Source organism: Caldovatus sediminis (assembly GCF_014644455.1).
GTDB lineage: Bacteria > Pseudomonadota > Alphaproteobacteria > Acetobacterales > Acetobacteraceae > Caldovatus > Caldovatus sediminis.
This window is the reverse complement of record NZ_BMKS01000006.1, coordinates 337,549-351,407: the sequence shown is the minus strand read 5'-3', so window position 1 is coordinate 351,407 and position 13,859 is coordinate 337,549. Positions and strand designations below refer to the sequence as shown.

Here is a 13,859-nt window from a genome sequence, read left to right as displayed (position 1 = left end):
CCGCCCGCAGCCAAGACCACACCCCCAGGCTTCCATCCAGAAGACCGATGCAACTGTCAGAGAACAACCAGGACCCACAAGGAGCCACGATCCCTTGCCGGAACCGCGGCATCCGCGCCTTCCTGGAGGCCGCCTCTGCGACGGACCCATCAATATGGCGGGCGACCCCACCACCGTCAAGGTCCATCGCTTCGCGACGGAGCGGCTATCTATTCCCCGCCGCGCGGCCGGTCAACCCCCCGGCCGGCGATTCTCGCGCCAGCCGAGGAACCATTCCGCGAAGCGCGGAACGCCGGCCTCGATCGGCGTGCGCGGCGCGAAGCCGGTCAGCGCGGCGATCGCGTCGATGTCGGCACAGGTCTCCGGAACGTCGGTCGGCGGCCGCGGCGCCTCCACCACCACCGCCTCGCGGCCCAGCGCCTGCTCGAGCAGCGAGAGGAAGCGCCGCACCTCCTCGCTGCGATGGTTGCCGATGTTGAGCAGCCGCGGCCTCCGGCTCTCCGGCGGCCGGTCGAGGCAGCCGAGCACGCCGGCGACGATGTCCTCGATGTAGGTGAAGTCGCGCCGCAGCCGCCCGCCCTCGTAGAGGGTGATCGGCCGCCCCTCGAGGATCGCCTCGGCGAACAGCCACGGCGCCATGTCGGGCCGCCCCCAGGGGCCATAGACCGTGAAGAAGCGCAGCCCCGTCTGCGGCAGGGCGAAGAGGAGGGCGTAGCTCTCGCTGATCAGCTCCGCCGCCCGCTTGGTCGCGGCATAGAGCGAGACCGGGTGGTCCACCCGGTCGCTCTCGCGGAACGGCAGCGATTCGTTGCCGCCATAGACCGAGGACGAGCTGGCATAGACCACGTGCTCCAGGCGCCCGAGCCGCCGCGCCGCCTCCAGCACCACGAGGTGCCCCATGACGTTGGCGTCCACATAGGCGAAGGGGTCCACGAGCGAGTGCCGCACCCCCGGCTGGGCGGCGAGGTGGACGATGCGCGTGACCTCCGCCGCCCGCTCCTCGGCCAGCGCCAGCATCGCCGCGCGGTCGGCGACGTCGAGCGGCAGGAACTCGAAGCCCGCGCGCCCCTCGAGCCGCGCGAGCCGGGCCCGCTTCAGCCGGAGGTCGTAGTAGGGCGTCAGGGAATCGAGGCCGAGCACGCGCTCGCCGCGCGCGAGCAGCGCCTCGGCGACATGCATGCCGATGAAGCCGGCCGCGCCGGTCAGCAGCACCGTCACGGGCCGGCGCGCCCCGCCGTCCCGCCGACCAGGCGGTCCTCCAGGAGCTCCAGCACCGCGTGGCCGAGGGCGATGTGCAGCTCCTGCACCCGCGCCGTCTCCGCGCTCGGCACCACCAGCGCATGGTCGCAGAGCGCGCGCGCAGGACCGCCGTCGCCGCCCAGCAGGCCGACCGTGACGATGCCCATCGCCCGCGCCGTCTCGAGCGCGCGCAACACGTTGGGCGAGCGGCCGCTCGTGGTGATGCCGAACAGCACGTCGCCGGCACGGCCGAGGCCCGCAAGCGGGCGCGCGAACACCTGCTCGAAGCCGTAGTCGTTGCCGCCCGCGGTCAGCGCCGCGGGGTCGAGGGTCAGCGCGATCGCCGGCCAGGAGGGGCGCTCGACGCGCGCGCGCAGCCGCACCAGCCACTCCGTCGCCAGGTGCTGCGCGTCCGCCGCGCTGCCGCCGTTGCCGCAGAACAGGAGCTTGCCCCCGGCGCGCAGGCTGCGCTCGCACGCCGCCACCACGGCGAGCACGGCGGGCGCGGCCTCGGCCGCCATGCGGCGCCGCAGCACGGCGCCGTCCTCCATCATCGCGGCGAAGCGCGCGGCCTCGTCCACGATCAGCTGTCCGCGCGGATGTCGTTCTCGCGGATCACCCGGCCCCACTTCTCGATCTCGCCCGCGACGAAGCGGCGGCACTCGGCCGGGTCGGACGCGATGACGTCGGCGCCCTGCTCCTCGATCCTGGCCTTCACGGCGGGCTCGCGCAGCACCTGCGTCAGCGCCGCGTGCATCCGCTCGAGGATCGGCTGCGGCGTGCCGGCGCGGCCGAAGAAGGCCCACCAGGTCGGCGCCTCGAAGTCGCCCACCCCCTGCTGGGCGAAGCTCTTCACGCCGGGGACGTGGCGCGTCTCCTCGCGCGTCGTCACGCCGAGCGGGCGGAGCGTGCCGGCGCGGATGTGCTGGCTGATGATGACGACGTTCGACATGAACAGCGGCACGTGCCCCGCCGTCGCGTCCTGCAGCGCGGGCCCGCCGCCGCGGTAGGGCACGTGCACGAGCCGGATGCCGGCCTGCTGCGCGAGCAGCGTGGTCGAGACATGGGCGAGGCCGCCGACGCCCGAGGTGGCGTAGTTGATCGTGTCCGGCGCGCGCTTCGCCGCCTCCACCACGTCCTGGAAGCTGCGGTAGGGCGTGTCCTTGTGCGCCACCAGGCAGAGCGGCCCGGTCGCCACCAGGCTGACCGGCGCCAGGTCCTCCAGCGTCCGGTAGGGCAGGCGCATCACGGTCTGGTTGGTCGCCTCGTTGTCGTAGGCGAGCAGCCAGGAGTGGCCGTCGGGCTGCGAGCGCGCCGCCTCGATCGCGCCGATCGAGCCGGAGGCGCCGCCGCGGTTCTCGATCACCACCTGCCTGCCGAGCAGTTCGGTCAGCCGCGGCTGGAAGATGCGGGCGATGGTGTCGGTCGAGCCGCCCGGCGGGAAGGGGACGATGATGCGGACCGGCCGCTCGGGCCAGTTCGCGGCGGCCCCCTGGGCGCGCAGCACCGCGGGTGCCGCGAGCCCCGCCGCGGTCAGGGCGACGAGTTGACGACGCTGCATGGGCGCGAGGCTCCTGTCTCCTCCCGGTGGAACAACGGCCGGGCCCGGGCTGATGCCATGCCGCCAGGCCCGGCTCAAGCGGCAGCCGCCTTCGGCGCCGCGCCCTCCAGCGCGGCCTCGCGGCGGAAGCTCTCCTCGATGTGCCGCGCCAGCGCCTCGGCGACCGGCGTGCGGTCGGGGCCGGACAGCAGCTCGATCGTGAATTCCGGCAGCGGCGGCAGCCCTTCCTCGGCGCCGAGGTGCCGCAGCCCGGGCGGCAGCGGCCCCGCCATGCCGACGGTCACCGCCAGCCCCGCCAGGGTCGGGGCGAGCGTGCCGGTCTGGGAGGTGCTGACATAGGCGGTCCGCCACGCGATCCCCGCCGCATCGAGCGCCGCCGTCGCCGCGCGCCGCCAGACGCAGCGCGGCTGCGCGAGCGCGAGCGGCAGCGGCGAGCGCCGGTGCGTCGCGTGCCGCGCCGAGCCGATCCACACCAGCCGGCCCCGCCACAGGGTCCGCCCCTGCAGCCCGGGCGGCTCGTTGCCGCCGGAGAGCAGGGTCAGGTCCACCTCGCCCCGCGTCAGCCGCTCCGCCAGTTCGTTGGAGGGGGCGCAGACCACCTCCACCTCCACCGCCGGGTGGCTGTCGGCGAAGGCGGCGAGGATGCCGGGCAGCCAGCGCAGCGCGTAGTCGTCCGGGGTGCCGAGGCGGACGCTGCCGGCGACCTCCGGGCTGCGGAAGCTCGCCAGGATCTCGTCATGCATGGCGAGCAGCCGGCGCGCGCGGTCGAGCAGCCAGGCGCCGTGCGGCGTCGGCTCCACCCCGCGCGCGCCGCGGTGCAGCAGCGGCCTGCCGAGCGTCTCCTCCAGCCGGCGGATCTGCATCGAGACCGCCGACTGGGTGCGCCCCACCAGCTGCGCGGCGCGGGTGAAGCTCCCGCCCTCGGCGATGAGGACGAAGCTGCGCAGGACGTCGGGATCGAGACCGGGCGGGATGGCGAGCATGGCCGGACCCTCCTTCGGTAATCATCAAAGCATCTGATGCCGAAGGTCAATAGATTTCGTTTTCCTTATGGGAACGCCCGTCCCATCCTCGCTCCGAACGCGCCTCGAGGGAGAGCCGACGCCATGTCCGACGCCACCTCCTGCTGCCACGCCGGCTCCGCTCCCGCCCTCACCGCCGCCGCGCGGGGCCGCCGCCGGCCGGGGCGCGCCTGGCTGGATTTCCTCGCCCGCATGGTCGCCGCCATCGAGACGCGGCGCCAGCTCGCCGCGATGGACGACCGCATGCTCTCCGACATCGGCATCAGCCGCGCCGAGGCGCTGCGCGAGGCCGAGCGTCGGCCCTGGGACCTCGTGCCGCCGCCGCGCCCGCCGTGGCGCGACCGCTGATCCGGCGCCGGGCGGACCTCCGGCCCCGCGCGCCGCGCCTACCGCGCGGCCGCGGCCAGGCTGCCCATCCGCCCGGCGGTCATGCCGCCGTCCATCACCAGCTCCGCCCCGGTCATGTGGCGCGCGGCGTCGGAGCAGAGGAAGACCACGCCCCCGGCGATGTCCTCCGGCCGCCCCGCCTCGCCGAGCGGCACGCCGGCGGCGGCGAGGCGCTGCGGGTCGAGCGGCGCGTTGCGTCCGCCGGCGCCGGCCGGCAGCTTCTCCCAGATCGGCGTGGCGATGATGCCGGGATGGACCGTGTTCACCCGGATCCCGTCGCGCGCCTCGGCGCATTCCAGCGCGACCGACTTGGCGAAGTAGCGCACCGCCGCCTTGGTCGCGGCGTAGCAGGAGAGCCCGGCCGAGCCGCGCAGCCCGGCGACCGAGGACATGATCACGATCGCCCCGCCCCGCCCGCCGCGGCGCATCGCCGGGATGCAGTGCTTCACGCCGAGGAACACCCCCTCCACGTTGACCGCCATCTGCCGGCGCCAGTCGGCGAGGCTGATCTCCACCGCCGGGGCGATGATGCCGATGCCGGCGTTGGCGACGAGGATGTCGAGCCGGCGGCGCCGCGCCTCGATGGCGGCGACGATCTCCGCCCAGCGCGCCTCGTCGGTCACGTCCTGGGGGAGGAACTCCGCGGCCCGGCCGGCACCGCGCAGCCGCGCCGCCAGGGCCTCGCCGCGCGCCGCGTCGAGGTCGGTGAGGACCACATGGGCGCCCTCGCGCGCCAGGGCCTCGGCGCAGGCGGCGCCGATGCCGGAGGCGGCGCCGGTGACGAGGGCGACGCGGTCGGCGAGCTGGGGCATGGCTCCTCCTCCGGGGTGGGCCGGGCGGACCGGTACCGCGAGGGGCGGCGTCACTCCTCGTCCAGCACGGCCCGGCCGGGCGGGGTGTGGGCGGCGAGGCCGCGGCGGATCATCGCGTGCCAGCCCTCCTCGGCGCTGTCCACGATCTCGAACAGGTCGAGGTCGGCAGGGTCCACCATGCCCTGCTCGACCAGGACGTCCCAGGCGACGACGCGACGCCAGTACTCGGCGCCGAACAGCACAATCGGCAGTGGCGGCGCCTTGCGCGTCTGGGTCAGGGTCAGCAGCTCGAACAGCTCGTCGAAGGTGCCGAAGCCGCCGGGGAAGATCGCCAGCGCGTTGGCGCGCATCGCCAGGTGCATCTTGCGCATGGCGAAGTAGTGGAAGCGGAAGGTGAGGTCGGGCGTGGAGTAGGGGTTGGGCTGCTGCTCGGCCGGCAGGGTGATGTTGAAGCCGATCGAGGGGGCCCCGGCGTCCGCGGCGCCGCGGTTCGCCGCCTCCATGATCCCCGGGCCGCCGCCGGTGGCGATGACGTTGTCGCGCAGCCTGCCGTTGGGCGAGAGGGCGCCGCCGCGGCGCGAGGCGATGTGGCCGAACTCCCGCGCCATGGCGTAGTAGCGCGAGAGGGCGGCGCGGCGGCGCGCGATCTCGCGCGCCTTGCCCTCGGGCGCGGCGGCGATGGCGGCCTCGGCGTCCTCCGGGGACGGGATGCGGGCGGAGCCGAAGACGACGATGGTGGAACGCACGCCCCATTCGCGCAGCGCCAGCTCCGCCTTGGCGTATTCGAGGGCGAAGCGGAGCGCGCGCATCTCGTCCCGCAGCAGGAACTCGGTGTCCTCCACCGCGAGGCGGTAGGCGGGGGAAAGGCGCTGGGCGCTGTTGTCGGCGGGGTCGAGCGGCACGGGCGGCTGCGGATGTCCCATGGAAGACGGCGGCGCGCAGCATGGGGAGGCGGACCCGCGGCTGTCAAACCGGCGCACGAGGCCCAGGCGACCGGCGCCACCGGACGCGGCCCCCTTGCCGGCAGCGCGCCGCTCCGGCTTGATGCGGGGCGTGGCGGCGCGACCACCGCCGCCAGCATGCCTCGGCCGCCGATCGCGCCTCGCGGGGGGCCGGCCGCGAACCGGTCCTCTCACCGCCCACCCCGACCACCGCAACCGGACGTACCCGCCGCCCCATGCGCGTCACCGTCATCCAGATGAACCAGGGCAGCGACAAGGCCGCCAACATCGCCCAGGCGCGCCGCCTGGCCGAGGCCGCCATCGCCGCCGACCGCCCGGACCTGATCAGCCTGCCCGAGACCTGGACCAACCTCGGCGGCGACCGCGCGGCCCGCCAGGCCGCTGCCGAGGTCCTGCCGCCGCAAGGCTCCGGCGAGGCCGGCGGGCCGGCCTACGAATTCCTGCGCGGCCTCGCCCGCGCCCATCGCCTCTTCGTCCATGGCGGCTCGATCATCGAGGCGGGGGGCGAAGGGGGCCGGCTGCGCAACACCTCCCTGCTGTTCGATCCGGAGGGACGGGAGGTCGCGCGCTACCGCAAGATCCACCTGTTCGACATCACCGCCCCGGACGGCACCGGCTACCGCGAGAGCGCCGCCTACGAGGGCGGACGCGAGATCGTCACGACCGAGGGGCCGGGCGGGGTGCGGCTCGGCCTCACGATCTGCTACGACATGCGCTTCCCGGAGCTCTACTTGGCGCTGCGCCGGGCGGGGGCGGAGCTGATCCTCGTGCCCTCCAACTTCACCCTCGCCACCGGCAAGGACCACTGGGAGGTGCTGCTGCGGGCGCGGGCCATCGAGACGCAGTGCTGGATCGCCGCCGCGGCGAGCTGGGGCGAGTACCTGGAGCGCGGGCAGAAGCGGCAGGTCTATGGCCACTCCCTGGTCTGCGATCCCTGGGGGCATGTGGTGGCGAAGGCCTCCGACGGGGTGGGCTGGGCCACGGCGCGGGTGGACCGGGCGCTGACCGAGCGGGTGCGGCGCGACATGCCGGTGCTCGAGCACCGCAGGCTGGCGTGAGCGCGACCGCCGCCGCGCCGGACGCCGGCGCGCGCCCCTCGGCGGCGGATGCGCCGACGGTGGGAGCGCAGGCCTTCGCCGGGCGCATCGCCTTCCTCGCCGCCGCGACCGAGGTGGCGGGCAAGGCGCGCGAACGCCTGGTCGCCCGCTACGGCGACGTGCCGCCGGAGCAGGCGGCGGTGATCGTCGCGCTCGGCGGCGACGGCTTCATGCTGGAGACGCAGCACCGCTTCCTCGGCCGCAACATCCCGGTCTACGGGATGAACTGCGGCAGCGTCGGCTTCCTGATGAACGACTACCGCGAGGAGGGGCTGCCCGAGCGCCTCGCCGTGGCGCAGGCGGCGGTGCTGCACCCCCTGCGGATGATCGCGACGACGGCGGATGGGCGGGCGGAGGAGGCGCTCGCCATCAACGAGGTCTCGCTGCTGCGCGAGACGCGGCAGGCGGCGAAGATCCGCATCCTGGTGGACGGCAAGGAGCGCCTGCCGGAGCTGATCTGCGACGGCATCATCGTCGCCACGCCGGCCGGCAGCACGGCCTACAACCTCTCGGCGCACGGGCCGATCATCCCGCTCGGCGCCGAGCTGCTGGCGATGACGCCGATCAGCGCCTTCCGGCCGCGGCGCTGGCGCGGGGCGCTGCTGCCGAACAAGGCGGTGGTGGTGTTCGAGATCCTGGAGCCGGACAAGCGCCCGGTCGCGGCGGTCGCCGACTACACCGAGGTGCGCGACGTGCAGCGGGTGGAGGTGCGCGAGGACCGCAGCATCTCGCTGACCCTGCTGTTCGACCCGGACCACCACCTGTCCGAGCGGATCATCGCCGAGCAGTTCACGGTCTGACGCCCGCCGCGCCCCGCGAGCCGCGGCGCCGCCGGGGCCGTTCCCGCCCGGCGGCGCTGGCCGCAGCGGCCCCGCTCGTCGCCGGTCGAGCCATCCATGCTTCCGGCCGGCGCCCGCCGACCGCGATCGGCGCTAGCGCGTCGCGCGGTTCAGTCCGCCGCCGAGGCCGATGTAGGGGCCGGACTGGCCGCCGCCATCCGCCGCCCGCCCGCAGGCGACGATGCCGGCGGCGAGCAGGGCGAGCGCCGCGAGCAGCGGGGCGAGGCGCAGGACGCGGCCCGTCACGCGGTCCCCGCCGCCGCGTCGTTCAGGTGGCAGGCGCTGCGGTGGCCCGGCGCGATCTCGCGCAGGCGCGGGCGCTCCGCCTTGCAGCGCTCCATCGCGTGCGGGCAGCGCGGGTGGAAGTGGCAGCCGCTCGGCGGGTTGAGCGGCGAGGGGATCTCGCCCTGCACCACCGAAAAGGCGCGCTTGCGTGCCTCGATGCGCGGCACGGAGGCGAGGAGCGACTGGGTGTAGGGATGGTTCGGGCGGCGGAACACCTCCTCCGCCGGCGCCTCCTCGAGCACGCGGCCGAGGTACATGATGACCACGCGGTCCGAGAGGTGCTCGACCACGCCGAGGTCGTGGCTGATGAACAGGTAGGTGAGGTCGAGCTCGCGCCGCAGCGCCATGAACAGGTTGAGGATCTGCGCCTGGATCGAGACGTCGAGCGCCGCCACCGCCTCGTCGCAGACCAGGAAGTCGGGCTTGACCGCGAGCGCGCGGGCGATGCCGATGCGCTGGCGCTGGCCGCCGGAGAACTGGTGCGGGTAGCGCCGCTTGAAGGCGGGGTCGAGGCCGGCGCGGCGGAGCTGCTCGTCCACGTAGGCGTCGAACTCCGAGCGCGCGACGATGCCGTGCACCAGCGGCGCCTCGCCCACGATGTCCGCCACCCTCATGCGCGGGTTGAGCGAGGCGTAGGGGTCCTGGAAGATCATCTGCGTGCGCAGCTTGATCTCCCGCGCCTCCGCCGGCGGCAGGGTGGCGACGTCGCGCCCGTCGCGCAGGATGGTGCCCGCGGTGGGCGGCAGGATGCCCGCGACCATGCGGCCGAGGGTGGACTTGCCGCAGCCGGACTCGCCGACCAGGCCCACCACCTCCCCCCGGCGGATGGCGAGGTCCACGCCGTCCACCGCGTGCACCACCTCCTCGCGCACCGGGGCGCCGAGGCGGCGGGCGAGCTTCCCGGCGAAATCGAGCTTCTTCTCGAAGCGGCGGGAGACGCCGCGCAGCTCCACCATCGGCGGCGCGGCGTCGGGGGCGGCCTGCGGCTGCGGCCTGTCGAGCGTCGCGCTGCTCATGCGGTGGCCTCTTCCGCGGCCTCGAGGTGCGGTCGGAAGCAGCGCACGTCGCGCCCGGGCACGACCTCGCGCATCGGCGGCTCCTCGCGGCAGTCCTCGGCGGCGCGCGGGCAGCGGGCGCGGAACGGGCAGCCGGGCGGGAGGTTGAGCAGCGAGGGCGTCATGCCGGGGATCTGGCGCAGCGGCTCGCCCCGGCGGTTGCGACTCGGCACCGAGCCGATCAGGCCGACCGTGTAGGGATGCAGCGGCCGGTCGAGGACCTCGGCCACCGTGCCGTGCTCGACGATGCGCCCGGCGTACATCACCGCGATCTCGTCGGCGAGGCCGGCGACGACGGAGAGGTCGTGGGTGATCCAGATCAGCGCGGTGCCGGTGGTCGCCGAGAGCTTCTGCACCTCGGCGAGGATCTGGCCCTGGATCGTCACGTCGAGGGCGGTGGTCGGCTCGTCGGCGATGATGAGCTCGGGGCGGTGCAGCAGCGCGATGGCGATCGCCACCCTCTGGCGCATGCCGCCGGAGAACTGGTGCGGATAGGACTGCAGCCGCTCCTCCGGGCTCGGGATGCCGACCATGCCGAGGGCGTCGCGCGCGCGCTGCCGCGCCTCCTCCCGCGAGACCCTGGCGTGGGCGAGCACGGTCTCGATCATCTGCGTGTCGATGCGCAGGACCGGATTGAGCGTCATCATCGGGTCCTGGAAGATCATCGCGATGCGGTTGCCCCGCAGGTCGCGCATCTCCTCCTCGGAGAGCTTGGTCAGATCGCGGCCCTGGAAGAGGATCTCGCCCGAGACGACGCGGCCGGGCGGGTCCACCAGGCCCATCACCGAGAAGCCGGTCACGGACTTGCCCGAGCCCGACTCGCCGACCAGGCCGAGCACCTTGCCGCGCGGGACGGAGAAGGAGACGTCGTCCACCGCCTTCACCACGCCGGCGCGGGTGAAGAAGTGGGTGCGGAGGTTGCGGACCTCCAGCGTCGGGGGCGCGGTGCCGTTCACTTCCTGAGCCGCGGATTGAGCACGTCGCGCAGCTGGTCGCCGACGAGGTTGATGGAGACGATGGTGATCAGGAGCGCGATCCCCGGATAGAAGCTGATCCAGTACTTCCCGCTCAGCATGTACTCGTAGCCGTTGGCGATCAGCAGGCCGAGCGAGGGCTCGGTGATCGGCACGCCGAGGCCGAGGAAGGAGAGCGTCGCCTCCAGCGCGATCGCGCGCGCCACCTGCATGGTGGCGACCACGATCAGCGGCGGCATGCAATTCGGCAGCAGGTGCCTGAACAGGATCCGCCGCGTCGGCAGCGCGAGGCAGTGCGCGGCCTCGATGTACTCGCGCCGCCGCTCGACGAGGGCGGTGCCGCGTACGGTGCGGGCGTAGTAGGCCCATTCCACCAGCACCAGGGCGATGACGACGTTGAGGATGCCCTTGCCGAGGAAGGCGAGGATCATCAGCGCCGCGAGGATCGCCGGGAAGGAGAGCTGGAGGTCCACGAGGCGCATGATCAGGCTGTCGGTCCGCCCGCCCGCATAGGCCGCGAGCAGCCCGAGCGAGGCGCCGATGAAGCAGGCGATCAGCGCCGACCCCGCGCCGACGCTGAGCGAGATGCGCAGCCCGTACATGATGCCGGAGAGCATGTCCCGGCCCTGGTCGTCGGTGCCGAGCCAGAAGGTGAAGCCGGCGCCGCCCACCGTGCCGGGCTCCATCCGTCCGTCCATGATGTCGAGCTGGCCGAGGTCGTAGGGGTTCTGCGGCGCCAGCCAGGGCGCGAAGATCGCGGTCAGCGCGATCACCACGAACACGCCGAGGCCGAGCAGCGCGAGCTTGGATTCCGCGAACTCGGCGACGAAGCGCCGGAACGGCGTCTCCACGCGCTCCTGCGCGACCGACGGGACGGCGGCGGCGCGGTCGAGAGCGAGATCGCTCATGTCCCCTTGGCCTCCAGCCGCACCCGCGGATCGAGCACCGAATAGGTGAGATCCACGACCAGGTTGATGATGATGAACATCATCACGATGATCATCAGGTAGGCGACGATCACCGGCCGGTCGAGCACGTTGATCGAGTCGATGATCAGCTTGCCCATGCCCGGCCAGGCGAAGACGCTCTCCGTCACCACCGAGAAGGCGATGGTCGAGCCGAGCTCCAGCCCGACGACGGTGACGACCGGGATCAGGATGTTCTTGAACACGTGCACGAAGATCACCCGGTTGGGCGAGAGGCCCTTGGCGCGGGCGAACTTCACGAAGTCCATCAGGATGGTCTCGCGCACCCCGGCGCGGGTCAGGCGGATCACCAGGCTGATCTTGAACAGCGAGAGGTTGATCGCCGGCAGCAGCAGATGGCGCAGCCCGTCCCAGGTCAGGAAGCTCCACTGCATGCCGAGGAACTCGCGCGTCGGCCCGCGCCCGGTGGACGGGAGCCAGCCGAGCTGCACGGCGAAGACCATGATCAGCATCAGCCCGACCCAGAAGGTCGGCAGCGAGAAGCCGAGGATCGAGCCCGCCATGATCGTGCGGCTGACCGGCGAGTCCGGCCTCAGCCCGGCGTAGAGCCCGAGCGGCAGGCCGATGACCAGCGCCATGATCGTCGCGCCGAAGGCGAGCTCGAGCGTCGCCGGCATGCGCTGGAGGATCAGCCGGAGCGCCGGCTCGTTGAACACGAAGCTGCGGCCGAGGTCGCCCTGCAGCGCCTTGCTCAGGAAGACGAAGTACTGCTCCCACAGCGGCAGGTCGAGGCCGAGGGCGGCGATCGCGCGCTCGCGCTCGATCTGGTCGGCGTCGGGGCTGATCAGGATCTCGACCGGATCGCCGATCGCGTAGACGCCGACGAAGACGATCAGCGACATCGCGAACACCACGGCGACCGCCTGCAGCAGCCGCCGGAGCATGTAGACGCTCATGCGCGCGCCGCCCTGCGCCGGCTCAGCGGGCGGCGGGGACGCTGGCCGGCCGCACGTCCTGCGCCCGCGTCAGCTCGTCGTTGCGCGGGGTGTGCGCCAGGTTGCGCCGCATCGCCCAGATGTTGGTCTGGATGTGCAGCGGGATGATCGCCACGTCCTCGAAGGCCTTGCGCTTGGCTTCCTGGAGCAGGCGCTCCCGCTTCTCGTCGTCAAGCTCGACCAGCGCCTGCTCGATCAGTGCGTCCACCTCCGGGTTCGAGTAGCGGCCCCGGTTGGAGGCGCCGAAGCCGCGCTCCCGGTTCGCGGTGTGGATGATGTTGCGCAGCGGGTGCGAGCCCTCGGGGTTGGAGCCCCACCCGATCAGGTGGGCCGAGAATTCCTGCCGCCCGGCGCGGCCGATGAAGGTCGTCCAGGTCTGCGCCTCGACCGCCGTGCGCACGCCGATGCGGGTCCACATCTGGCCGATCGCCTGGGCGATGCGCGAGTCGTTGATGTAGCGGTCGTTGGGCGAGTGCAGGGTGAGGCGGAAGCCGTCCGGGTAGCCGGCCTCGGCGAGCAGGCGCCGCGCCTCCTGCGGATCGTAGCGCGGCGGGCCGAGCTCGGGCACGTGGCTGAACACGCCGGGCGGCAGGAACTGTCCGGCGGGCGTCGCCGCACCCTCCATCACCCGCTCCACGATCGCCTGGCGGTCGATCGCGATCGAGAGCGCGCGGCGCACGCGCACGTCCCGCAGCGGGTTGCGGCCGAGCGGCCGGCCGTCGTTGCCGGTGACGAAGGGGGAGTCCTCGTTCGGCGCGCGCAGGTGGTCGAGGCCGAGGAAGATCAGCCGAAGCCCGGTGATCTCCGACAGCGTCACGCGCTGGTCGCCGCGCAGCCGGGCCAGGTCCGAGGTCGGCACCTGGTCGATGAACTCGACGTCGCCGGCGAGCAGCGCCGCGGTGCGCGCCGCGTCGTTGGTGATCATCCGGTAGTTGACGCGCTGGAAGGCCGGCCTGTCGCCCCAGTAGCCGTCGTTCCGCTCGAACTCGATGCGGTCGCCGCTGCGGTGCTGGACCACCCGCCAGGGCCCGGTGCCGATCGCCGCGCGACCGGCGTTGAAGTCCTCGGTCGCCGCGTTCTCGTGCGTCTCGCGGTCGAGGATGCGGACGTTGGTCAGGTCCTGAGGCAGCAGCGGCGCGGGCGAGGCCGTGCGCAGCCGGATCGTCAGCGGGTCCACGATCTCCACCCCCTGGATCGGCCGCACGTAGGCGGCGAAGGAGGAGGGGCTGTTGGGCACGTTGGGCACGCGCTGGATCGTGAAGGCGACGTCCTCGGCGGTGAAGGGGTTGCCGTTGTGGAAGCGGACGCCCGGGCGGAGCCTGAACTCCCAGACCGTCGGCCCGACCGGCCGCCACTCGACGGCAAGGCCGGGGACCATGCGCGACAGGTTGTCGGTGTTGATGAGGCGGTCGAAGATCATGTCCGCGACCGCGTTGTTGGGCGAGAGCTGGTGGTAGTGCGGGTCGAGCGAGGTGACCGGCGCGCCGACCGCCATCGTCAGGGTCTGCGCCCGGGCCTCGGGCGCGGCGGCGCCCACCGCCGCCAGTCCCAGCACGGCGGCGCCGACCGCGATGGACGCATTCCTCCGCAGGATTCCGGACATTCTTTGGCCCTCGGTCACTCCCAGACGTCGTTCTTGTAGCAGCCCCGCCCGGCGCCGGCTAGGCTGACGGCGGCGGCGCCGGTCCGCCGCGCCGCCGCGGTC

At 73.4% G+C, this 13,859-nt stretch carries 15 protein-coding genes; 3 read left to right on the top strand and 12 right to left on the bottom strand.

Annotated features, from left to right (window positions below; genetic code table 11):
• Positions 1-231: 231 nt before the first annotated feature.
• From IEX99_RS12670 to IEX99_RS12655, 4 genes are all read right to left on the bottom strand, one after another.
• Complete coding sequence (locus tag IEX99_RS12670; protein WP_188900734.1) at positions 232-1,218, bottom strand: NAD-dependent epimerase/dehydratase family protein; 987 nt, start codon at positions 1,216-1,218, stop codon at positions 232-234.
• Positions 1,215-1,820, bottom strand: a complete 606-nt coding sequence (locus IEX99_RS12665) for a D-sedoheptulose-7-phosphate isomerase (protein ID WP_308421493.1) — start codon at positions 1,818-1,820, stop codon at positions 1,215-1,217. Before IEX99_RS12665 ends, IEX99_RS12670 begins: the two co-directional genes overlap by 4 nt.
• A 2-nt stretch (positions 1,821-1,822) precedes the next feature.
• Entirely contained in the window at positions 1,823-2,800 is a 978-nt protein-coding gene (locus IEX99_RS12660; RefSeq protein WP_229677989.1) for a Bug family tripartite tricarboxylate transporter substrate binding protein, read from the bottom strand.
• Positions 2,801-2,874: 74 nt separating this feature from the next.
• A complete protein-coding gene (locus tag IEX99_RS12655) occupies positions 2,875-3,783 on the bottom strand; it encodes a LysR substrate-binding domain-containing protein (protein ID WP_188900733.1) in 909 nt (302 codons plus the stop codon).
• 123 nt (positions 3,784-3,906) lie between these two features.
• On the opposite strand from IEX99_RS12655, the gene IEX99_RS22505 reads away from it, so the two are divergent.
• Positions 3,907-4,170 (top strand): DUF1127 domain-containing protein, encoded by a 264-nt coding sequence (locus IEX99_RS22505; protein WP_229677988.1) that lies wholly within the window; start codon positions 3,907-3,909, stop codon positions 4,168-4,170.
• A 38-nt stretch (positions 4,171-4,208) separates the two neighbouring features.
• On the opposite strand, the gene IEX99_RS12645 is transcribed toward IEX99_RS22505, so the two are convergent.
• Together IEX99_RS12645 and IEX99_RS12640 are read right to left on the bottom strand one after the other, a co-directional pair.
• Complete coding sequence (locus tag IEX99_RS12645; RefSeq protein WP_188900731.1) at positions 4,209-5,021, bottom strand: SDR family NAD(P)-dependent oxidoreductase; 813 nt, start codon at positions 5,019-5,021, stop codon at positions 4,209-4,211.
• A gap of 50 nt (positions 5,022-5,071) precedes the next feature.
• Positions 5,072-5,923, bottom strand: coding sequence for an LOG family protein (locus tag IEX99_RS12640; protein ID WP_229677987.1), 852 nt, complete (start codon positions 5,921-5,923; stop codon positions 5,072-5,074).
• Between the two features lie 275 nt (positions 5,924-6,198).
• Here IEX99_RS12640 and IEX99_RS12635 point away from each other — a divergent pair, with 275 nt between their 5' ends.
• On the top strand, positions 6,199-7,041 hold the full coding sequence (locus tag IEX99_RS12635) for a carbon-nitrogen hydrolase family protein (RefSeq protein WP_188900727.1): 843 nt from the start codon (positions 6,199-6,201) through the stop codon (positions 7,039-7,041).
• A 59-nt stretch (positions 7,042-7,100) separates the two neighbouring features.
• Complete coding sequence (locus IEX99_RS12630) at positions 7,101-7,880, top strand: NAD kinase (RefSeq protein ID WP_188900790.1); 780 nt, start codon at positions 7,101-7,103, stop codon at positions 7,878-7,880.
• A gap of 132 nt (positions 7,881-8,012) precedes the next feature.
• On the opposite strand, the gene IEX99_RS12625 is transcribed toward IEX99_RS12630, so the two are convergent.
• Genes IEX99_RS12625 through IEX99_RS12600 form a run of 6 tightly spaced genes read right to left on the bottom strand, consistent with a single transcriptional unit; the run spans position 8,013 to position 13,757 of the window.
• Positions 8,013-8,165: a hypothetical protein gene (locus IEX99_RS12625; RefSeq protein WP_188900725.1), complete on the bottom strand. Its 153-nt coding sequence runs from the start codon at positions 8,163-8,165 to the stop codon at positions 8,013-8,015.
• Positions 8,162-9,220 carry an ABC transporter ATP-binding protein gene (locus IEX99_RS12620; RefSeq protein ID WP_188900723.1) on the bottom strand — a complete coding sequence of 353 codons (1,059 nt, stop codon included), beginning with the start codon at positions 9,218-9,220 and terminating at the stop codon, positions 8,162-8,164. Before IEX99_RS12620 ends, IEX99_RS12625 begins: the two co-directional genes overlap by 4 nt.
• On the bottom strand, positions 9,217-10,215 hold the full coding sequence (locus IEX99_RS12615) for an ABC transporter ATP-binding protein (protein ID WP_188900721.1): 999 nt from the start codon (positions 10,213-10,215) through the stop codon (positions 9,217-9,219). The genes IEX99_RS12620 and IEX99_RS12615 overlap by 4 nt, the downstream gene beginning before the upstream one ends.
• Positions 10,212-11,141, bottom strand: a complete 930-nt coding sequence (locus IEX99_RS12610) for an ABC transporter permease (protein ID WP_188900720.1) — start codon at positions 11,139-11,141, stop codon at positions 10,212-10,214. The genes IEX99_RS12615 and IEX99_RS12610 overlap by 4 nt, the downstream gene beginning before the upstream one ends.
• Positions 11,138-12,115, bottom strand: a complete 978-nt coding sequence (locus IEX99_RS12605) for an ABC transporter permease (RefSeq protein WP_188900719.1) — start codon at positions 12,113-12,115, stop codon at positions 11,138-11,140. The genes IEX99_RS12610 and IEX99_RS12605 overlap by 4 nt, the downstream gene beginning before the upstream one ends.
• A gap of 22 nt (positions 12,116-12,137) precedes the next feature.
• Complete coding sequence (locus IEX99_RS12600) at positions 12,138-13,757, bottom strand: ABC transporter substrate-binding protein (RefSeq protein ID WP_188900718.1); 1,620 nt, start codon at positions 13,755-13,757, stop codon at positions 12,138-12,140.
• Positions 13,758-13,859 lie beyond the last annotated feature (102 nt).

Bases quoted from the DNA above. Each gene is read 5' to 3' on its own strand.
- IEX99_RS12660 (WP_229677989.1), bottom strand. From the start codon at position 2,800: ATGCAGCGTCGTCAACTCGTCGCCCTGACCGCGGCGGGGCTCGCGGCA.
- IEX99_RS12655 (WP_188900733.1), bottom strand. From the start codon at position 3,783: ATGCTCGCCATCCCGCCCGGTCTCGATCCCGACGTCCTGCGCAGCTTC.
- IEX99_RS22505 (WP_229677988.1), top strand. From the start codon at position 3,907: ATGTCCGACGCCACCTCCTGCTGCCACGCCGGCTCCGCTCCCGCCCTC.
- IEX99_RS12645 (WP_188900731.1), bottom strand. From the start codon at position 5,021: ATGCCCCAGCTCGCCGACCGCGTCGCCCTCGTCACCGGCGCCGCCTCC.
- IEX99_RS12635 (WP_188900727.1), top strand. From the start codon at position 6,199: ATGCGCGTCACCGTCATCCAGATGAACCAGGGCAGCGACAAGGCCGCC.
- IEX99_RS12620 (WP_188900723.1), bottom strand. From the start codon at position 9,220: ATGAGCAGCGCGACGCTCGACAGGCCGCAGCCGCAGGCCGCCCCCGAC.
- IEX99_RS12610 (WP_188900720.1), bottom strand. From the start codon at position 11,141: ATGAGCGATCTCGCTCTCGACCGCGCCGCCGCCGTCCCGTCGGTCGCG.
- IEX99_RS12605 (WP_188900719.1), bottom strand. From the start codon at position 12,115: ATGAGCGTCTACATGCTCCGGCGGCTGCTGCAGGCGGTCGCCGTGGTG.
- IEX99_RS12600 (WP_188900718.1), bottom strand. From the start codon at position 13,757: ATGTCCGGAATCCTGCGGAGGAATGCGTCCATCGCGGTCGGCGCCGCC.